Origin of the sequence: Luteibacter sp. 1214, from assembly GCF_031455395.1 — a bacterium.
Classification (GTDB): domain Bacteria; phylum Pseudomonadota; class Gammaproteobacteria; order Xanthomonadales; family Rhodanobacteraceae; genus Luteibacter; species Luteibacter mycovicinus.
This window is the reverse complement of record NZ_JAVDSQ010000013.1, coordinates 1-18,649: the sequence shown is the minus strand read 5'-3', so window position 1 is coordinate 18,649 and position 18,649 is coordinate 1. Positions and strand designations below refer to the sequence as shown.

Annotated in this window: 18 protein-coding genes; 10 read left to right on the top strand and 8 right to left on the bottom strand. The window is 67.3% G+C overall.

Features of this window, described 5'->3' with window-relative positions; all coding sequences use genetic code 11:
- Window positions 1-226: 226 nt before the first annotated feature.
- Window positions 227-1,564, top strand: coding sequence for a S8 family peptidase (locus J2X57_RS19250; protein WP_309869487.1), 1,338 nt, complete (start codon window positions 227-229; stop codon window positions 1,562-1,564).
- Window positions 1,565-1,601: 37 nt separating this feature from the next.
- On the opposite strand, the gene J2X57_RS19245 is transcribed toward J2X57_RS19250, so the two are convergent.
- From J2X57_RS19245 to wrbA, 4 genes are all read right to left on the bottom strand, one after another.
- Window positions 1,602-2,087: an asparaginase domain-containing protein gene (locus tag J2X57_RS19245; protein ID WP_309869484.1), complete on the bottom strand. Its 486-nt coding sequence runs from the start codon at window positions 2,085-2,087 to the stop codon at window positions 1,602-1,604.
- A gap of 37 nt (window positions 2,088-2,124) precedes the next feature.
- Window positions 2,125-3,765 (bottom strand): acyl-CoA dehydrogenase family protein, encoded by a 1,641-nt coding sequence (locus tag J2X57_RS19240; protein WP_309869481.1) that lies wholly within the window; start codon window positions 3,763-3,765, stop codon window positions 2,125-2,127.
- A gap of 93 nt (window positions 3,766-3,858) precedes the next feature.
- Complete coding sequence (locus J2X57_RS19235; protein ID WP_309869479.1) at window positions 3,859-4,257, bottom strand: DUF2069 domain-containing protein; 399 nt, start codon at window positions 4,255-4,257, stop codon at window positions 3,859-3,861.
- Window positions 4,254-4,856: an NAD(P)H:quinone oxidoreductase gene (wrbA, locus tag J2X57_RS19230; RefSeq protein ID WP_036115205.1), complete on the bottom strand. Its 603-nt coding sequence runs from the start codon at window positions 4,854-4,856 to the stop codon at window positions 4,254-4,256. Before wrbA ends, J2X57_RS19235 begins: the two co-directional genes overlap by 4 nt.
- A gap of 82 nt (window positions 4,857-4,938) precedes the next feature.
- Between wrbA and J2X57_RS19225 the strand changes: the two genes are divergently transcribed.
- Genes J2X57_RS19225 through J2X57_RS19215 form a run of 3 tightly spaced genes read left to right on the top strand, consistent with a single transcriptional unit; the run spans window position 4,939 to window position 6,945 of the window.
- The gene (locus tag J2X57_RS19225; RefSeq protein ID WP_309869476.1) at window positions 4,939-6,210 is read left to right on the top strand and encodes a YihY family inner membrane protein; all 1,272 of its coding nucleotides are present in this window, start codon (window positions 4,939-4,941) and stop codon (window positions 6,208-6,210) included.
- Window positions 6,207-6,674: a TlpA disulfide reductase family protein gene (locus J2X57_RS19220; protein WP_052191147.1), complete on the top strand. Its 468-nt coding sequence runs from the start codon at window positions 6,207-6,209 to the stop codon at window positions 6,672-6,674. The genes J2X57_RS19225 and J2X57_RS19220 overlap by 4 nt, the downstream gene beginning before the upstream one ends.
- A gap of 1 nt (window position 6,675) precedes the next feature.
- Window positions 6,676-6,945 (top strand): acylphosphatase, encoded by a 270-nt coding sequence (locus J2X57_RS19215; protein WP_036115200.1) that lies wholly within the window; start codon window positions 6,676-6,678, stop codon window positions 6,943-6,945.
- 9 nt (window positions 6,946-6,954) lie between these two features.
- Here the strand turns inward: J2X57_RS19215 and J2X57_RS19210 are convergent, their stop codons facing one another.
- Together J2X57_RS19210 and J2X57_RS19205 are read right to left on the bottom strand one after the other, a co-directional pair.
- A complete protein-coding gene (locus tag J2X57_RS19210; RefSeq protein WP_309869472.1) occupies window positions 6,955-7,404 on the bottom strand; it encodes a copper chaperone PCu(A)C in 450 nt (149 codons plus the stop codon).
- Window positions 7,401-8,018 (bottom strand): SCO family protein, encoded by a 618-nt coding sequence (locus J2X57_RS19205; protein WP_036115195.1) that lies wholly within the window; start codon window positions 8,016-8,018, stop codon window positions 7,401-7,403. The genes J2X57_RS19210 and J2X57_RS19205 overlap by 4 nt, the downstream gene beginning before the upstream one ends.
- An 80-nt stretch (window positions 8,019-8,098) precedes the next feature.
- On the opposite strand from J2X57_RS19205, the gene J2X57_RS19200 reads away from it, so the two are divergent.
- Window positions 8,099-8,476 carry a DUF423 domain-containing protein gene (locus tag J2X57_RS19200; RefSeq protein WP_308847158.1) on the top strand — a complete coding sequence of 126 codons (378 nt, stop codon included), beginning with the start codon at window positions 8,099-8,101 and terminating at the stop codon, window positions 8,474-8,476.
- A gap of 39 nt (window positions 8,477-8,515) precedes the next feature.
- Here the strand turns inward: J2X57_RS19200 and J2X57_RS19195 are convergent, their stop codons facing one another.
- Both J2X57_RS19195 and J2X57_RS19190 read right to left on the bottom strand, forming a co-directional pair.
- Window positions 8,516-10,006: a transglutaminase-like domain-containing protein gene (locus J2X57_RS19195; RefSeq protein ID WP_309869468.1), complete on the bottom strand. Its 1,491-nt coding sequence runs from the start codon at window positions 10,004-10,006 to the stop codon at window positions 8,516-8,518.
- A 90-nt stretch (window positions 10,007-10,096) separates the two neighbouring features.
- Complete coding sequence (locus J2X57_RS19190; RefSeq protein ID WP_309869466.1) at window positions 10,097-11,623, bottom strand: transglutaminase-like domain-containing protein; 1,527 nt, start codon at window positions 11,621-11,623, stop codon at window positions 10,097-10,099.
- Window positions 11,624-11,770: 147 nt separating this feature from the next.
- On the opposite strand from J2X57_RS19190, the gene purT reads away from it, so the two are divergent.
- From purT to J2X57_RS19165, 5 genes are all read left to right on the top strand, one after another.
- Window positions 11,771-12,952, top strand: coding sequence for a formate-dependent phosphoribosylglycinamide formyltransferase (gene purT, locus J2X57_RS19185; protein WP_309869463.1), 1,182 nt, complete (start codon window positions 11,771-11,773; stop codon window positions 12,950-12,952).
- Window positions 12,953-13,023: 71 nt separating this feature from the next.
- Window positions 13,024-14,739, top strand: coding sequence for a hypothetical protein (locus tag J2X57_RS19180; protein WP_309869460.1), 1,716 nt, complete (start codon window positions 13,024-13,026; stop codon window positions 14,737-14,739).
- 5 nt (window positions 14,740-14,744) lie between these two features.
- Complete coding sequence (locus J2X57_RS19175; protein WP_309869457.1) at window positions 14,745-15,578, top strand: NAD-dependent epimerase/dehydratase family protein; 834 nt, start codon at window positions 14,745-14,747, stop codon at window positions 15,576-15,578.
- A gap of 97 nt (window positions 15,579-15,675) precedes the next feature.
- Entirely contained in the window at window positions 15,676-18,009 is a 2,334-nt protein-coding gene (mrcB, locus tag J2X57_RS19170) for a penicillin-binding protein 1B (protein ID WP_036115175.1), read from the top strand.
- Window positions 18,010-18,012: 3 nt separating this feature from the next.
- Window positions 18,013-18,525, top strand: coding sequence for a tetratricopeptide repeat protein (locus tag J2X57_RS19165; RefSeq protein ID WP_036115171.1), 513 nt, complete (start codon window positions 18,013-18,015; stop codon window positions 18,523-18,525).
- The last annotated feature ends 124 nt before the right edge of the window (window positions 18,526-18,649 follow it).

The window sequence follows — 18,649 nt, the reverse complement described above, 5'->3', positions numbered from 1 at the left end:
GCTTGCTGCGTCGGGGCCCGGACGGAAACGTCCGGGCCCTTTTTTGTGCCCGCGTCGGGAGGATGCCTGTCTGCACACTTCGCTGCTCGCAAACCCTTTAACGTGCATCCCCATTTCGCCTACATGCCTTGATGAGCGTCGGCGCGTACTGGCCGGGAACGGATCGGCCTACGTTGTAGCGACTGCGGCGTCGCCGCGTTTTCCCAGGGTGTCCGAGATGCGATCGATGACGTATCCCCGTTTAGCTTTACTCGCCGCCGCGGCCTGCGTGCCCGTACCTGTCGCCATGGCTGGCGAGATGCCCGCCGATCGATACATCGTGCACTTCAGCGACAGGGTGAGTGCGGCAGCCGCAAGGCATCCACGTGTATCGCACGCGCGTTCCACGCGCATCGCCCAGCCCGTGCATGTGCGCACCCTTGCGGCGGGCGGCGAGGTTTTCGACGTGCACGGCCTGGATCCGGGTGTGCTCGCATCGATGGCGGGTGTCATCGATATCGAAGAAGACCGCATCGTCACGCCCGCAGGCCGCCTTACGACGTTATGGCATCGCCAGTGGTACATGCACGATCCTCGTGTCGGCATCGACGCGGAGGTGGCCTGGCGTTACACGAAAGGCGCCGGATCCGTGGTGGCCGTACTCGACACCGGCATCGCACCGCATCCGCAACTTGTCGGTCAGCTTTTGCCGGGCTACGACTTCGTCAGCGATGCCGCCGCGGCACGCGATGGTGACGGGCGCGATGCGAATCCCGCGGACGAAGGCGACTGGAGCGACGCGGGCGAGTGTGGTTCGTCAACGGCGTCCGAATCATCGTGGCACGGCACGCATGTCGCCGGTCTCGTGGCGGCGAGGTCACCCGATGGTCGCGGGATGCTGGGCGTCGCGCCCGAGGCGAAGGTGATCCCCGTGCGGGTGATGGGCAAGTGCGGGGGCCGTCTCTCGGATGTGGCGGATGCGATCGTCTGGGCGAGCGGTGGTGAACTGCCAGGTGTTCCCGCGATCGCCCGCCGCGCCGACGTCATCAACCTGAGCCTGAGGACGCCCGGTGCCTGCGGGATGGCACTGGCGACGGCCATCGCACAGGCGCGCTCGCGTGGTGTCGCCGTCGTAGCGGCGGCAGGTAACGACGGCATCCGTGCCTCCGCGGTCTCTCCATCCAATTGCGCGGGCGTCGTGAGCGTGAATGCGCTGGCACGCGACGGATCGATGGCCTGGTACTCGAACCACGGCGACGGCGTCACCCTGGCTGCGCCGGGCGGCTCGCTGACGACATTCGGTGCCGACGACATCCTGTCGACCGTCGACGGCGGCAAGCGCGGCAGTGAGGGCAGGCCTCTTCTCAAGTACTACGCGGGCACATCCATGGCAGCGCCCCAGGTTTCCGCGCTGGTGGCCCTGATGCGATCGGCGGATCCGGCGATCGGTGTGGAAGCGATCACGCGTCAGCTCGTCGACAATGCGCGGCCTTTACCCGGTCCCTGCCCGAAAGGCTGTGGTGCGGGCCTGATGGATGCGGGCGCCACGGTGGACGCCGTCGTCGAAGATCGTGGCAAGCCCTGACCGGCGCGTTCAGGCCGGCGTATCGGATCGCTTCGAATCAGATGGCTTCGAAGCGGTTCGCGTCGCGGTTCTTGCGGACGCTTTCCGGATTCCACACGCGGCCGTTCATGGCGATGTACACGCCATCGGTCAGCGTCTGTACCGCGCCGACCGCGCAGCCGATGTTGAACACGGCGTCCGACCCCTGAAAACGAGCCGGATTCAGGGCGCCGGTCAGCACGATCACCTTGTTGGGGATGCCGGCGAGTACACGCGCGGTTTCCACCATGGTGTCGGTGCCGTGGGTCACCAGCACATGACGATGGGGCTGGGCCTCGATGGTGCTGCGCATGAGCGCACGGTCTTCGTCCGTCACGTGCAGGCTGTCCTTGCGCAGGATCGGAATCACGTCGAAGCGGAACGCGACGCCGAGCTGGGTCAGGATGTCGCCGATTTGCGGGGAGCCGATCTGGTAATCCGACTTTTCGTCGAAGTAGACCTTGTCGATCGTGCCGCCGGTGGTGACGATGGTGAGCTGCTGCATGGTTGACCTGGGAAGCCGGGTGAAACGGGCGCCTATCTTACATGCTGCCGGCGAGCAGGCTGTCGCTCTCGTTGTCGGGAAGAGCCAGACGATCGAGGCCGCGGGCGACGAACCGGCGGAGAGCGGCTGCCGGGCGGGCGTCGCCGGCCGAATCGCCTGCCCGTGCGGCACGGGCGAGCAGGGCCGCCGCCATGCAGCGCGCGAGGGTGAAGGCGATGCCTCGCGCCGACGCCTCGAGGGACGCCCGGTCGGCCGCCACGTCGCCCAGAAGGGCTTCGGTCGCATCGAGCGTCCTGTCGATGGCGCGCCGTTCGGGGCTCCCTTCTTCGGCCAGCGCGGCGACCGCGCCGCGGATCGGGGCGACGCCGACGCTGCCCAGCGCGCGCAGCATGTCTAGCGACAGCACGTTGGTGGTGCCTTCCCAGATCGCGTAGACCTGCGCGTCGCGCAGGAGCTGCGGCAGGCCGGTGTCTTCGATGTAGCCCGCGCCGCCGAAACACTCGAGCGCTTCGGAGACGACGCGGATGGACACCTTGGCCGTCCAGAGTTTGGCCAGCGGCGTCAGCAGCCGGAGCAGGGGAGCGTCCAGGGGGCCGGCCTGGCCGTGCTCGACGTGCCCGAGCAATTCGGCCACGTGGAAGGTCAGGGCGAAGGCGGCCTCGTATTCGGCCTGCATGTCGGCCAGCGTGCGCGCGTGCAACGGGTGGTCGATGAGACGCGCGCCGAAAGCGTATCGGCGTGTCGCGTAGTCTCGCGCCAGGGAGATCGCGCGGGCCATGCTCGCGACCGCGCAGACGGCGTTCCAGGTACGGGTGACGTTGAGCATGGGTGCGATCTGGCGCACACCGTGGTCGACGGGGCCGACCGGGATGGCCGGCAGACCGTTCAGATGGATCTCGGCGGTGGGCAGTTCATGGGTGCCGAGTTTCTTCTTGAGCCGGTCGATGGTGATCTCACGCCACGCACCGTGGTCGTCCTTCGTTTCCACGTAGAAGAGCCCCAGCGCGGCGGTGCCCTGCCCAGCGCCTTCGGGGCGCGCAAGGGCGAGCGCGGCCTCGCCGACGACGGCGGAGCTGAACCACTTGCGGCCGTAAAGCCGCCACTGACCGTTCGCGTCCTGCCGGGCGACCGTCTCGGTACGGCCGACGTCCGAGCCGCCGGGCGTCTCGGTCATCCACTGGCCGGAGAGCCAGAACGAGGCCGGGTCGCGGCTGAGGAAGTGCGGCAGTGCCCGCTCGATCAGCGCCGCGTTGCCGGAGGCGCGGATCGCCGTGGCGGCGCCGTCGGTCATCGCCAGCGGGCAGCAATAGAACTCGCTCGACACGTGGTAGATGTAAACCCGGAAGAACTCCTCGACGCGCGCCCAGGGCGAGGCTTCGTGACCTGAAGCGAGCACCGCGTGGCGTGTGGTGATGGCCGGGCCTTCTTCCCACGCCGGCGTCAGGGCGATCCGGTCGACGCGGTTACCCCACGCATCCCACGAGGTGAGCACCGGTTCGGTGCGGGGGGTGCGGTTACGCCGTTCCCAGGCCATGACGGCGTAGTCGCCGAGGGCATCGAGGTCCGGGCGCACGGCCGTGGCGCGCTCCGCGGGAAGCCGTTGCGCGAGCCATGCCTGGAGCACGCGATCATGCTGAAACGGGTGCGCCAGCTGCGGCGCGTGCTGCACGAATGCCATCGTGACGTCCTTGGCGTGTCGATCGGATAGCCAAGCCTGCATCCTGCGGACGCCCGCGTCGATACGCGGAGCAGCATAACGCCTGGTTGGACCTTATCGGCGACGGCGCACACCTGCGCCGAGGGTGCCGATCAGCAGCAGTGTCACGACGATTTCTAGGATGCCGAGCCAGCGATCGTTCGCGGAGCTCCAGGTTTCCGCCACGCCGTGGCAGAAGTAGAACAGCGCCAGGATGCCCACCCATAGCAGCGCGCGGGTGACGCGGGGCAGGGACATCAGCGGGAGCAGCAGCGGCGGAACGGTGATCGCGAAGGCCACCCACGTCGGTATCGAGACCGGCGGATACAGCGAGTACCAGAGCAGCTGAATGACGATCAGTGCCGCCCAGGCGGCCAGTCCGGTCTTCTGGCTGGCGCTGAGGCCGTTCATCCCGCCCGTGCGCGCCGTGCGATGCCCGGCTGAGCCGCCCGTGCCCTGTGGCGTTTCGTTCATGCCGGGGTGCCGAGCCGCCGCGCGATGTCGGCCAGACGCTTGCCCAGCGCGCGGGCAAGGTCGCGTTCGTGCTCGCTGATCGCGTTGTCGCCACGGGAGCCGGCGACGTGGCTGGCGCCGTACGGCGTGCCACCGGTGGTCGTGCTGGACAACGCCGGCTCCGTGTAGGGCAGGCCGACGATCACCATGCCGTGGTGGAGCAGGGGCAGGGCCATGGTCAGCAGGGTCGATTCCTGCCCGCCGTGCATGGTGCTGGTCGAGGTGAACAGCGCGGCGGGCTTACCGGCCAACGCGCCGGATGCCCATTCGGCGCCCGTCGTGTCGAGGAAATGCTTGAGCGGGGCCGCCATGTTGCCGAAGCGGGTCGGGCTACCCATGGCCAGACCGACGCACTCGACCAGGTCCGTCCGGCTGACGTACGGCGCGCCTTCCTCGGGTTCCGGCGGCATGGCGGTTTCGGTCACCGGGGCCACGGGAGGTACCTGGCGCAACCGGGCGCGCATGCCGGGGACTTCCTCGATGCCGCGGGCAACGAGTCGAGCGAGCTGGGCCGTGTGGCCAGTGCGGCTGTAGTAGAGTACGAGAACGTCGTGGGACATGGATGAGTGCCTTTGCGAAGGCACTAGTCTCGCAGAACTGTTTACGTTCCCAAACCACCGGGACCAGGATTCAAGGACCACCATGCCGCTGCGCTTCGACCGCGACCGCGCCCTGAGCTTCACCCGCTTCACCTGGCTGCGTTTCGTCGACGACAAATGCTTCGAGACCGCGGGCGCACTGTCTTACACGACGCTGGTCTCGCTGGTGCCGCTGACCGTTGCGATCTTCGCCATCCTTTCGGCCTTCCCCGTGTTCGCGGAGTGGCGCGGCTCCCTGGCCAACTACGCTTTCCAGAACTTCGTGCCGGCCACCGGCATGAAGATCCAGGAGTACATGCTGGCCTTCGCCGACAAGGCCAGCCAGCTGACCGGCATCTCCATCCTGGTCATGCTGTTCAGCGCGGTCTCGATGATGATCAGCATTGAGGATCGTCTCAACCGGATCTGGCGTGTGCGCAAGCCGCGCGGCTGGACCTCGCGGCTGCTGCTTTACTGGGCGGCCCTCACCCTCGGGCCGATCCTCGTCGTCGGCGGTCTGGCCCTGTCGTCCTATATCACCGCGTTTCCGCTGCTGCACGCGGCGGCCGATCAGATCGCCTCGCAGTTCCGGCTGATCAGCCTGCTGCCCTTCGTCATCACCTTCGTGACGCTGGTGCTGATGTACACGATGGTGCCCAACCGCCGCATCTCGTGGCGGCATGCGGCCATCGGTGCGCTGCTGGGGGCGATCCTGTTCGAGTTCGCGCGCTGGGGTTTCACCCAGTTCATCCGCAACTCGCCCAACTACGAAGAGATCTACGGCGCGCTCGCCGCGATCCCGATCTTTCTGCTGTGGATCTACCTGTCGTGGATCATCGTGATCCTCGGCGCCTCCATCGCCGCGTCGATTTCCGCTTTCGAGTACGTCGTACCGACCGAAGCCTTGCCGGAAGGCGCGGAGTTCATCGGTCTGCTCGTCGTGCTGCAGCATTTCGTCGAGGCGCAGCGTCGCGGTGACAGCGTCGATCCGGCCATCATCCGCCTGCGCGAGCCGTATCTTCCATCCAGCGCGATTGCCTGCTATTTCGAAGACCTACAGCGCGCCGACATGATTCAGCGTGGCGAGGCCGGTGGCTGGTTGCTCAGTCGCAGCCTCGACACGACCGAACTCCTGCGTGTGTACCGTTGCACGCAGTACCGTCTGCCGTTGCGTCCGCGCGAGCAGGTCGAGCGCATGGGCATCTACCTTCCGCCCGACCTGCTGGTGTTGCTGGACAACCTGGCGGCGGCGCTCGACGCCACGCTCGGTGCGCGACTCGACCAGCTGTTCCCTCCGACACCCGCACCCGTTTCCATCGAGGATTTCCCCGCATGATCCTGCGCACACTCGCCGTCGTCGCCCTGGCACTCGCCACGCCCGCGATGGCGGCCACCGCCGCCAAACCCGAGCTCAAGGTCACCACGCTGGAGGGCAAGCCGTTCGATCTTTCCGCTCAGCACGGCAAGTGGGTGATCGTGAATTACTGGGCCACCTGGTGCGTGCCGTGTATCAAGGAGATGCCCGACATTTCCGCGTTCGTGAAGAGCCGCAAGGACGTCGTGGCGATCGGTCTCGCCTTCGAGGACACCGACGCGAAGGAGATCAAGGCCTTCGTCGACAAGCACCCGGTGGTCTACCCGATCGCTCAGCTCGACGTCACGGCACCGCCGAAGGACTTCGACCCGCCCAAGGGTTTGCCCACCACATACCTGATCGCGCCGGACGGCCACGTCGCCCAGCGCTTCGTCGGCCCGGTGACGGGCGAGAAACTGAGCGAGGCCATCGCCAGGGGGTCATGAGATGAAAGCCGCACGCTTCATCGTGAGAGGCAAGGTGCAGGGCGTGTTCTACCGCGCTTCGGCGCGCGAGCGGGCCGTGGCGCTGAAGCTTACCGGCCATGCACGCAATCTGCCGGATGGCAGCGTCGAGGTGGTCGCGTACGGTGATGCCGCGGCGATCGACCAGCTCGAGGTCTGGCTGCGTGACGGGCCGGAACACGCGCGGGTGGACGAGATGTATCGCGAGGACATCGGGGCGCACGATGCGCCCGTGGATTTCCTCATCCGGTAGGAGCGCGCCTCAGTCCTTCGGGCCCGTGGCATTCGCCGGCCGCGCGATGAACGTCACCGGCAGCTTCTTCCCGTCGGACAAATCGAAGGTGATGGTCAGCGTATCGCCCGCCTTCACCGGATGCCTGGGCTTCTCCAGCATCACGTGATAGCCGCCCGGGTTGAACTCGACTTTGCCATTCGCGGGCAGGGGCACGCTGTCCACCATTTCCATGCGCCCCATGCCACCTTCGGTACTGCTGCGGTGGATCATGGCTTCGGCGTAGTCGGCGCTTTCCGCACCGACGATCTTCAGTGCGGTCGTCGACCGGTTCTCGAACGTCACGTACGCGCCGGCGGGCAGGCTGCCGGGGAGGACGCGGATCCATGCGGCGCTGGCGTCGACGACAGGCGCGGTATCGGCGGCATGCGCCGTCGTGGCGAAAACGAGCAGAGCGGCGGCGAGCGAGCGAAGCATCATGCGTGGGGTTCCAGCGAGGTGAGCAGGGTCAGGTCGTGGACCATGTCGTCCTGTGACGCCGACGGTGTGGCAAGCAGGCGTGCCTTGCCCTGGGCATCGAAGAAGTAGATGGCCGAACTATGGCTGACATCATAAGCGCCGTCGCCCTTGTCGGGCTCACGGGTGAATGCGGAGCGATAGCGCTTGGCCAGCGCTTCCACATCGGCATCGGAGCCGACCAGGCCCACGGCGTGCTTGTCGAAGGCGTTGACGTAGTCGTGCATGATCTGCGGGGTGTCGCGCGCCGGATCCACGCTGACGAAAAGGATGCGGACCTTGTCGGCGGCAGGCCCGAGGCGGCCGAGCACCACGTGCAGCTGCGTCAGGGTCAGCGGGCAGACGTCCGGGCAGTGGGTGTAGCCGAAGTACATGAGCGTCACCTTGCCACGGTAGTCGGCACCGGTCACCGCCTTGCCGTTGTCGTCGGTCAGCCTGAAGTCCAGGTCGGGAAGGTGGCCCGACACATCGTTCAGTCGCCACTCGGGCTGAGGCTCGTGCTGGCAGGCGCTCAGCGCAGCCAGTGAGACGAGGGCGAGCAGGGTCAGCATGACCCGGCGGGCAAGGAACGGCTTCATGCGACACTCCGCGGGATATCCTGCGCAGGATACGACACCCGTGCCGGTTCCCAGGCACGCCCTTATCCGGAACGAACCGAATGCGACAACCTGTCAGTGGTGCCCATGCTCTCCTCGTCGGCGTGGCCGGTGCTTCGGCCGTGGGGCTAGGGGCTTTCGGTGCGCACGCCTTGCGTGGCGTGGTCGACGATGCCGGGCTGCAGGTGTGGCACACCGCGGTGCAGTATCACTTCTGGCATGCGCTGGCGATGTTCGTCGCGGTGGTCGGGCTGGCGCCGGGACGGGCGCGATCGGTCGCCGTCGCGCTGTTCGCGGTGGGCATCGTGCTGTTTTCGGGGAGCCTCTACGCGCTGGCACTGGGGGCGCCACGGTGGACGGGGGCGATGACGCCGTTCGGCGGGGTGGCGTTTATCGTTGCGTGGATCGCGGTCGGGCTGTCCTTGCGGCGGGCGCCGTAGGATCGCCAGCAGGGCCGGCTCCCTGCAAGAGCGTCTCCATCACCCGCCTTTGCCAGCTCCGCCGCCCATGTCACCCATGCTCGGTGCCGGCATGTCCATCAGCGACGATGCCGGGATGGCGCGCTCGATGCGGACCCTGCCCAGGACCGACATCGACGAGAAGAAGCGCCACGGTTCGCCGTCACCCACGCCCAGTGCGATATGCGTGGCGTCGAAGCGGCGTTGCGCGGAGTCGAAACTCACCCACCGGTTTTCAATCCACGCCTGTGCCCAGGCATGCGGGATGAAGACCCGGTTCACGCCGCCAAATCGCTCGACGTAGACGACGCCGGTGACCACGCGTGTGGGAATGCCCAGCGAGCGGGCGAGGGCGGTAAGCAACACCGCATGTTCCGTGCAATCGCCACGCCGGGTCTGGATCGTCTCCAGCGCCGAGGCGTAACCGACGTCCAGCCCTTTCTCCGTGATGTAGTCCGAGAGGTAGGAGCGCAGGCGTCGCATGCGTTGAATATCGGTCGCCGCGTCGCCCACGATCGATCGCGCCATACTGAGTACTTCAGGCGAGTCGGATTGCACCCAGGGATTGGGTGCCGTGTCCTCCGGAAGCGGGCCGGGCTCGCCGCTGTGCGACTGGGAAAAGCCGATGTCCAGCTGGTAGAGCCCGTCGCCGATCGGGGTGACGCGTTGCTCGTCGGTCTGCACAAACGGACTGGTGTAACCGCCGCGCACGAGGATCGTATATCGGACCGGTGCGAAGCGAAGGTTGGCGGTCATGGGGCGGGGTGCGCCGATCATCGCCGCGCGCAGCAGGTCGACGTCCTGGTCGGGTGCACTGGCACAGGCCTCATCGCATGCCGTCATTTCCATGCGGAAGCCGAGCAACGGTGCGATGCCGCGACGGACGAAGCCCTGGTCGTCGACCCACAGATCGACCGACGGGTTGTTCTTGCCCGAGGCCAGGGTCTGCCGAAGGTGGTGCAGCGATTCGCGCCCCAGCGGCATGTCGACCATCTCGTCGCCGATCACCTCCATGTCGACGGTGGCGACCTGCTGCTTCACCGCATCGAAGCTGCGCATACGGTACGTCGTGCCCGGCTGGAAACCATGAGTGGCCATGGTCAGCCGCTGGCCTTCGATCAGCGCCGCCCCGGACGGCCAGATCAGCAGGTTTACCTTCGACTGGCCGCCCACGGTGTTGGATACCTGAAAGGCCCCGTCGTCGCGCACGGTGCCCTCGACGGTGTTCTCCTGCGCGGACATCTTGCTACGCGCGTAGAACGCGAGGGGAGCACCGGCGATGGTCTCGACCGAGCGAACATCGGTATGCATCGCAAGCGGCGTCTTCACGCGGGTGAGGCGGAAATCCAGGCTCTGCGAGGTAGTCACCCGGTCGCCGACGACGTCACGCTCGATGCGGACCTTGCCGACCTTGCGCCCGTCGAGCAACACGGTCATCCAGGTCTCCGTCGCCAGCGCACACGCGGGCAGGAGACACAGCAGTACGGCGAGAACGACTGGATACCGTCTCATGTGCGTACGTCCGGATGGGCGGGGACGGCTCCATCACAGCACTTTTGCCGTCACAGTCAAGCCCCCCGTGGGTCGGGGGGCATGCCCGGATCAGCGACGGCCGCCCGTCTGGCCGACAGGGCCCACCGGGTTGAACGATGGGGTCGCGGGCTGCTGCGACGGCGCCGGACCCTGCATGAAATCGGGCATCGATCCGGAGATCTTGACGTCGGCGACCTGCATGCGTCCCAGCGATGCCATCGACGCGAAGAAGCGCCAGGGATCGCCGCTGCCGACGCCGAGAGCGATATGGGTGGCGTCGAAGCGCGACTGCGCGGAATCGAAGCTTTCCCAGCGCCCGTTGATCCACGCCTGCACCCAGGTGTGCGGGACGAAAACCCGCGATGCGCCCGCGAATCGCTGTGCATAGACGAGGCCGGTGACGATGCGCGTCGGAATGCCTTGCGATCGCGCCATGGCCGCCAGCAGCACGGCGTGTTCCGTGCAGTCGCCACGGCGCGTCTGGATAGTTTCCAGTGCGGAGGCATAGCCGACTTCCAGACCGGTCTGGTCGATATAACTGGTCAGGAAACTGCGCAGGCGGCGCATCCGGTTCAGATCGCTGGATGCGTTGCCGACGGCCTCCTTCGCCAGCGCGATCACCTCGGGTGCGTCCGACTGCACCCAGGGGTTGGACGCCGTGTCTTCAGGCGTCGGGCCGGGTTCGTCGTCATGCCTCTGCGGATGGCCGACGGTGATCTCGTAATCGCCGTTCGACAGCTTTTTCACCTGCTGCTCGTCCGTGTTGACGAACGGTGCCGGCAGATCGTCGCGCAGGTGAAAGCGATACGTCATCGCCTGACCCTGCGACCCGTTCGGAATGATCCGTGGCGACTGCAGCATGGCCGAGCGAAGCACGTCGATGTCCTGGTCGGGCGCCGTCGCGCAGGCTTCGTCGCACGCGGCGACTTCCATACGAAAACCGAGCAGTGGCGAGATGCCGCGACGCACTTCACCGCGGTCGTTCACCCACATGTCCAGCGACTGTGCGCCACTGCCGCCGGCCAGCCGCTGGCGCAGATGATGGAGACGTTCCGTGCCGCCCGGCAGGTCGATCATCTCGTCGCCGATCACCTCGACGTCCAGCGTCGCGACCTCCTGCTTCATGGCGTCGAAGGTCTTCAGCGGGTAGTGGCTGCCCGCCTTGAAGCCGCCGGCGACGATGGCTAGCCGCTGTCCTTCACTGAGCACCGCGCCTGGCGTCCACGCCAGCAGGCTGACGTGCGCATCGTCGCCGACGCGCGTGGTCACCTGAAACGTTCCGTCGGGGCGCGGCTGGCCGTCGACGGCGTTCTCCTGCGATGAGCCGGTCTTGCTGGCGTGGAACGCCAGGGGCTTGCCGTCGAGGCTCTCCGTCGCGACCGCTTCGTTTTGGGTGACCAGTGGCGTGCTGCCACGCGTGACGCGCAGATCGATGGCCTGGCGGGTGGTCACGGTGTCGCCGGTGACCGAGCGTTCCGTGACCAGCTTGCCGACCTTGCGCCCGTCGAGCATCACGCTCATCCAGGTCTTCGAATCTTGTGCATGGGCGGTGGCGAGGCTCGACAGGAGCGCGAGCGCGACGATCTGACGACGCATGGGCATACATCCACGTTGTAAGGCCAGATCGCATGAAAGCACGATTAGCTGTCGTGTCAATGATGCAAACCTTCATGTAAGGCCCGCTGGCACCCCCGTGGCGCGACACCTAGAATGTGCGATCACGCTTTCCTGGACCTCCCCCGCATGAAAACCTTCGGCACGCCGCACTCCCATACCGCCCTCAAGGTGCTCCTGCTGGGCTCCGGCGAACTGGGCAAGGAAGTCGCCATCGAGTTGCAGCGCTTCGCTGTCGAGGTGATCGCCGTGGACCGCTACGCCAATGCGCCGGCGATGCAGGTGGCCCACCGCAGCCACGTCATCGACATGCTGGACGGCAAGGCCCTGCGCGCGCTGATCGAGGAAGAGAAGCCGCATCTGGTGGTGCCGGAGATCGAGGCGATCCACACGCCCACGCTGATCGAGATGGAGAAGGAAGGTCTCAGGGTCATCCCCACCGCGAAGGCGGCCTGGCTGACCATGGATCGCGAGGGCATCCGTCGCCTCGCCGCCGAGGAGCTCGGCCTGCCGACCTCGCCTTACCGGTTCTGCGACACCTACGAGGAGTTCGTCGAGGCGGTGAAGGTGCTCGGTACGCCGTGCGTCACCAAGCCGGTGATGAGCTCGTCGGGCAAGGGTCAGAGCGTGCTGCGCACGCCCGCCGATGCGCAGGCGGCGTGGGATTACGCCCAGGCCGGCGGCCGTGCCGGCCGGGGCCGGGTCATCGTCGAGGGCTTCATCGACTTCGATTACGAGATCACCCTGCTGACGGTACGCCACCGGGACGGCGTGTCGTTCTGCGCGCCCATCGGCCATCGCCAGGAAGACGGCGACTATCGCGAGTCGTGGCAGCCGCAGCCAATGAGCGATACCGCGCGGGCGTCCGCCGAACGCCAGGCCGACGCGATCACGGCCGCGCTCGGTGGCTGGGGGGTGTTCGGGGTGGAGTTCTTCGTCCGTGGCGACGAAGTGATCTTCTCCGAAGTCAGCCCGCGGCCGCACGATACCGGCCTGGTCACCCTGATCTCGCAGGATCTGTCCGAGTTCGCCCTCCATGCCCGCGCCATCCTTGGTCTGCCTGTGCCGGAGATTCACGCTTTTTCGCCCGCCGCCTCCTGCGCGGTGCTGGTGGAAGGGGAGGGGCACTCGCCCACCTACCACGGCGTGGCGGAAGCCCTGGCCGAGACCGGCACCATGCTGCGTATCTTCGGAAAACCCGAAGTGCGCGGCCGTCGCCGCATGGCCGTGACGCTGGCGCGCGCCGCGACGGTCGACGAGGCCCTCGAGAAGGCCAAGCGCGCGGCCAGCCGGATCCGCGTCGAAATCTGACGTGCGCGGCCTACAACGGCCGTTCACGCCTGAATGTTAAGCTGCTCCGCTCCTAGGGAAGACCCACGCCCATGAGCGGACGCAAAGACAACCACGATCACGACCATCGCGGTCGCACCGAGCCGACGCTCGGCCGGCTGGATGACCTCGACCGTCCGGCCGCGCCGGTGGACGACGGCCTGCCTCACATCGTCGTCGACGAGCCGCGTCGGCGTACGGGTGGACCTACGCCACCGCCGCCACGGCGCGAGCGCAAACGCGGCTGGCTCATTCCGGTGCTGGTTCTCGTGCTCATCGGTGGCGTCACCGGCCTGTGGTTGCAGCAGGACCGGCTGCGCAATCTGATGCCGGCGACGGAGCTCAACGATCTCCTCGGTCAGGCCAACCAGGCCCTCGCGGCCGGCAAGCTCGATGGCACGGCGGGTGACAGCGCCCGCGAACTGTTCGAAAAGGCGCGTGACCAGCAGCCCGACAGCGACCAGGCGCGCGACGGCCTGCGCCGCGTCGGCATGGCGGAAGTGGCTCGCGCCGACGCCGCCCTCAGCGCGGGCAACCTTGACGAAGCCGAAGCCGCGCTCAACGTCGCCCGCGAACTGCTCGGGGGTGGCAGCGACGTCGAACGCCTCACCCAGCAGCTGTCGCAGGCGCGTAATCCGCAGGGCCACACCGAATCACTGATCGACCGTGCGCAGGCGGCGTTCGCCGCCGGCAAGTTCGACGGTGACGACGGTGCGGGGGCGCTTTACCGCCGGGTGCTCGACGCCGACCGAAACAACACGGTGGCGGCACGCGGTCTCGATCGTGTGGGCGACGCGCTGGCGGCGCAGGCAAGGCAGGCGATTTCCGACAACGATCGCCCCAGGGCCAATGCGCTGGTCGATCGTATCGCCATCCTCGTGCCCGGCTACAGCGACCTTCCGTCGCTGCGTGCCTCGCTGGCGGAAACACGCAAGCAGGACGACCAGGCGATCGCCACGCTCATCCAGCAGGGCAACGATGCGATGCGCGCGGGGCGCTTCACCGGTGAGGGCGACGACACCGCGCTGGCACGCTTCAACGCCGCGCTCGCCGCGGACCCCGACAACGCGGGCGCGAAGGCCGGGCTCGGCCAGGTGGCGCAGGCGCTGATCGTGCAAGCCAATGCCGCCCTCGACAGCAATGACGACGCCCAGGCGGCGAGGCTGCTCGATCAGGCGACGAAGCTCGCCCCGAAATCCGCCGAACTCGCCGCCGCACGCGCACGACTGGGTGGTGGCGACGGGCATGCGGCCGCTGGTGTCCCGCCCGTGGCGGGCGCGCAGGCAGGTGACGACAACGCACCGGAAGCCTCGCTCGCGGTCAGTCCGGAGCAGAAAGCCAAGGTCGCCGATCTGGTTCGTCGTGCACAGGCCGCGGCGTCGCGCGGCGACATCATGGATCCCCCGGGCGACAGCGCCTACGACCTCTACCGAAACGCCCTGGCGATCGACGGCAACGACCCGACCGCTCGCGCGGGCCTGCAGGGCTTGCCCGCACAGGTCGAGAAGCAGATGCAGCAGGCCGTCGCCGCTGGCAACGTAAAGCGCGCCGAAGATCTGTACGGCACCCTGTCGGACCTGGCGCCGGGCGATGCTTCCCAGGGCGAGATGCGTCATCGCCTCGGCAGCGCCCTCATCGATAACGCGCTGCAGCGCGCGTCCAGCGGCGATCGCCAGGGCGCCTTCCAGTCGCTCGACCACGCACGACGCTACGTGCCGGACGATCCGCGACTGCAAAGTGCGTATGAGCGCATCGCGACAGGACGCTGAGCACGATGACGGTATTGGTGATGGGCGCGTCCGGTCAGATCGGGCACTTTCTTCTTCCGCGACTCGAGGCGGAGGGATATGCATGGATGGCGGTCAGCCGGCGCCCGCCGGGCCACGACCCTCGCTGGCGGTCCGGTCATCTTCCGGACGGCATGCCGGAGCTGCCGCCGCTGCAGGCCGTCGTCTCGCTGGGGCCCATCGATCTGCTGGCAAAGTGGCTTGCCGAGATGCGGTTGCCGGGCATTCCCCACATCGTCGCCACGTCGTCGATGAGCGCCGAAACCAAGCGCGAATCGCAGGTGCCCGAAGAGCGGGAAGTCTCGCGCCGCCTGCGGGATGCGGAGACGATGCTGATCGCGACCTGCGCATCGCGCGGCATGCCCTGGACCGTCTTCCGGCCGACGCTTATTTACGGGGCCGGCATGGACAAGAGTCTGACGCCGATCGTGGCATCCGCCCGCCGGCGCCATATCTTTCCGCTGCCGGCAGGTCGGGGGCAGCGCCAGCCGGTGCACGCGGACGATATCGCCGCGGCCGTCGTCGCCGCTCTGCGGACACCGGCGGCGCGCGGCCGCACCCTCTCCATGGGCGGCGGTGAACGGCTCACGGCCGCGGACATGTTCCGGCGGACGCAGCGGAGCGCGGGCGGTTTCGTCGTGCCGCTCCCGGTCCCTCGTCTGGTGCTCGAACTAGCCGCGTCCGTGTCGCCGCTCATGCGCGGACCGGTGAACCGGCTCGATACCGACCTGATTGCCGACAATACGGACCTGGAGGCCATCCTCGGTGTGCATCCGCGGCCTTTCCGGCCGCAGCCCGGAACCTGGCAGCCGGTCCGCTGATCCGTATCGCCCTCACTTTGCCCTCATCCGTTCAGATGGGCGCCGGTGAACTGCCCCTATCATCGGTCCCCGACCTCTCTCGCAGGACTTTCCCGCGTTGGCTTTCCTGAATCGTCTTGGCTCCCTCCTGCGCACGGCCTGGCCGTGGCTGCGTATTCCCTTCTGGCTGGTGATGGGACTGCTGTTCGGCTTCCTGCTGCCCTACACGCTGATTCTCAATGCGCGCCTGCAGGAGCGCTTCAACGACCTCGTGTTCGCGGTCCCCACCCGCGTCTATGCGCGGCCGCTGCCACTGGAACCGGGCAGGGCGCTGACGCCGGCGGCCCTGGAGCTGGAACTGACCTTTGCCGGCTACACCACCGAAGGAGCCGGCAAGGTCCAGGGCAGCTACTCGAAGAACGGCTCGCGCTTCATCATCGCATCGCACGGCTACTTCGGTCCGGATGGCGGCGAGCTGCCGCACCGCATCCGTGTCGTCCTGGCCAATGGTCAGGTCGCCTCGGTGGTGGACGACACCAATGACAAGCCGATCAAGTCGATCCATCTGGATCCCGCACGTATCGCGACGTTGTATGGCGCGCAGCAGGAAGAGCGTCGCATCGTGCGTCTGGAGAACGTGCCGCCGCTGCTCGTGCAGGGCCTGCAGGCCGTCGAGGACCGCGACTTCAAGAATCACATCGGTCTGGATTTCTCGGCCATCGCGCGCGCGTCGGTCGCCAACATCCGCGCAGGTCACACGGTGCAGGGCGGCTCCACGCTGACCCAGCAGCTGGTGCGCAACCTGTTCCTCGACCGCGACCAGAACATGCTGCGCAAGGTCAACGAGGCCATTCTCTCGTTGCTGATGGAAGCGCATTATCCGAAGGGACGCATCCTCGAGGCCTACGTCAACGAGGTCTTCCTGGGCCAGCAGGGTAATCAGGCGGTGCACGGTTTCGCCGCCGGCGGCGAGTTCTTCTTCGGCCGCCGTCTTGAAGACCTGCGTCCTCAGGAGATCGCCTTGCTGATCGGCCTGGTCAAGGGCCCCAGCTATTACGATCCGCGTCGTTATCCGGACCGTGCCCTGTCGCGTCGCAACCTCGTCCTGCAGCAGTTCCACGACACCGGCCTGCTCGACGACGCGCAGACCAGGGCGGCGCAGGCCGCGCCGCTGGGCATCGCGCCCAACGCACAGCTGCCGCACAACCGCTTCCCGGCCTTCATGCAACTGGTGCGGTCGCAGATCACGGCGGACTTCGACGAAGCCGCGCTGCGCGACGGCAGCCTGAGCATCTTCACCACGCTGGATCCGACGGCGCAGCTCTATACCGAGCAGGCCATCGTCACGACCATGAAGAGCCTCGGCAAGCGGGGCGCCGCCGCGCAAGCCGCCGCTGTGGTGACCGATACCACCAACGGCAGCGTGCTGGCCGTGGTCGGTTCGCGCGATCCGGGCGAGCAGGGTTTCAACCGTGCGCTCGATGCCCGTCGCTCGATCGGTTCGCTGGTCAAGCCGCTGGTGTATCTCGTCGCGCTGGCGCAGCCGTCCAAATGGTCGCTGGCGTCGATCGTCGACGACTCGCCGATCAACATGCGTCAGCCCGACGGTACCCCATGGACGCCGCAGAACGATGACCGCGAGGTCCACGGCCAGGTACCGATGCTGGACGCGCTGGTCCATTCGTGGAACCTGGCGACGGTCAACCTCGGCATGCAGGTCGGCGTCGGCCGGGTGAAGGGCTTTCTCGAGTCGTTCGGGCTCGAAGGCGTCAATCCCAGTCCGTCGCTCCTGCTCGGCGCCATCGACATCTCGCCGCTGCAGGTGGCGCAGCTGTACGAGTACATCGCCGCCGACGGGCACGCCTTGCCGCTGGTGGCCGTGCGCGGCGTCATGGACAGCAAGGGCCAGGCGATCAAGCGCTACGAAGTGAAGGAGGGCGAAGGCGAGTACCAGACCGCCGCGCGTCTCACGACGTGGGCCATGCAGCAGGTGGTCAACGGCGGCACGGCCGCGGCCATCGGCAATTCGAACCTCGCCTACCTGCACGCGGCGGGCAAGACCGGCACCAGCGACAGCCAGCGCGATGCCTGGTTCGCCGGCTTTACGGGCGACCGTCTCGCGGTGATCTGGATGGGCCGTGACGACAACAAGCCCACCGGCCTCTACGGCGCCACCGGCAGCATGAAGGTCTGGCAGGAGCTGTTCCGCAAGCTGCCGACGCGTCCGCTGTCAGCGGCGCCGGGCGAGGGCCTGGAAATGGCCTATGTGAATCCGCAGACGGGTAAGCGCACGGACCCGTCGTGCGAAGGCGCGCGTCAGTTCCCGTTCGTATCCGGTTACGTGCCGGAAGCGGAAGAGGGCTGTTTCTGGCAGCGATTCAAGGGTATGTTCGGCGGCGGTGACGGAGCTGCCCAGCCCGCGCCGCCCGTTCCCAGTAATCCTACGGATTGACCCATGCATCGCTTTCGCTTCTGCGCCATTGCCGCCGTCACCTTCGTCGCCGCCTGCAGCCAGCCGGCGCCGCCGCAAGCCACCCGCCCCAGCAAGCCGTCTTACGACATCGTGGCGCAGATTCGCGCCGCGGGTGAGCGTGAAAAGTCGGCGATCGAAGTCGCGCCGCTGCGCGATCCGGGCGTCCAGGGCCTGCAGCAGGCCGCCTCGGCCGACGAGCGCGCGGGCAATTACCCCGATGCCGACGCCAAGCTGGCGCAAGCGCTGAAGCGCGCGCCGGACGCGCCCGAGCTGATCCAGGACCGCGCGGAAATCGCCGTGCGCATGCAGGATTTCCCCCGCGCGGAGCAGTTGGCCAAACAGTCGTTCGAGATGGGCCCGAAGTCCGGCAGCCTCTGCGCACGTAACTGGCAGACGGTCGTCGAGATGCGTCTGCAGGCGAACGATCAGGCCGGCGCCGCGTCGGCGAAGACCGAGCTCAACAAATGCCACATCGCGGGACCGAACCGGTTCTGAGATAAGACCCCGTAGGAGCGCGCCTGTAGTGGCCGGGTTTTTCAGGACCACCAAGTAGGAGCAAAATCTCCTGCGAGGTGAATCATGGCTCATAGAAAAATTCCGGCAGCGGTCAAAGCCGAGG

Coding starts and splice junctions, on each gene's coding strand:
- J2X57_RS19240 (WP_309869481.1), bottom strand. CDS start 3,765: ATGGCATTCGTGCAGCACGCGCCGCAGCTGGCGCACCCGTTTCAGCAT.
- J2X57_RS19165 (WP_036115171.1), top strand. CDS start 18,013: ATGCATCGCTTTCGCTTCTGCGCCATTGCCGCCGTCACCTTCGTCGCC.
- J2X57_RS19225 (WP_309869476.1), top strand. CDS start 4,939: ATGCCGCTGCGCTTCGACCGCGACCGCGCCCTGAGCTTCACCCGCTTC.
- J2X57_RS19175 (WP_309869457.1), top strand. CDS start 14,745: ATGACGGTATTGGTGATGGGCGCGTCCGGTCAGATCGGGCACTTTCTT.
- J2X57_RS19245 (WP_309869484.1), bottom strand. CDS start 2,087: ATGCAGCAGCTCACCATCGTCACCACCGGCGGCACGATCGACAAGGTC.
- J2X57_RS19205 (WP_036115195.1), bottom strand. CDS start 8,018: ATGAAGCCGTTCCTTGCCCGCCGGGTCATGCTGACCCTGCTCGCCCTC.
- J2X57_RS19190 (WP_309869466.1), bottom strand. CDS start 11,623: ATGCGTCGTCAGATCGTCGCGCTCGCGCTCCTGTCGAGCCTCGCCACC.
- J2X57_RS19180 (WP_309869460.1), top strand. CDS start 13,024: ATGAGCGGACGCAAAGACAACCACGATCACGACCATCGCGGTCGCACC.
- J2X57_RS19220 (WP_052191147.1), top strand. CDS start 6,207: ATGATCCTGCGCACACTCGCCGTCGTCGCCCTGGCACTCGCCACGCCC.
- J2X57_RS19250 (WP_309869487.1), top strand. CDS start 227: ATGACGTATCCCCGTTTAGCTTTACTCGCCGCCGCGGCCTGCGTGCCC.
- purT (WP_309869463.1), top strand. CDS start 11,771: ATGAAAACCTTCGGCACGCCGCACTCCCATACCGCCCTCAAGGTGCTC.
- J2X57_RS19195 (WP_309869468.1), bottom strand. CDS start 10,006: ATGAGACGGTATCCAGTCGTTCTCGCCGTACTGCTGTGTCTCCTGCCC.
- J2X57_RS19200 (WP_308847158.1), top strand. CDS start 8,099: ATGCGACAACCTGTCAGTGGTGCCCATGCTCTCCTCGTCGGCGTGGCC.
- J2X57_RS19235 (WP_309869479.1), bottom strand. CDS start 4,257: ATGAACGAAACGCCACAGGGCACGGGCGGCTCAGCCGGGCATCGCACG.
- J2X57_RS19215 (WP_036115200.1), top strand. CDS start 6,676: ATGAAAGCCGCACGCTTCATCGTGAGAGGCAAGGTGCAGGGCGTGTTC.
- J2X57_RS19210 (WP_309869472.1), bottom strand. CDS start 7,404: ATGATGCTTCGCTCGCTCGCCGCCGCTCTGCTCGTTTTCGCCACGACG.
- wrbA (WP_036115205.1), bottom strand. CDS start 4,856: ATGTCCCACGACGTTCTCGTACTCTACTACAGCCGCACTGGCCACACG.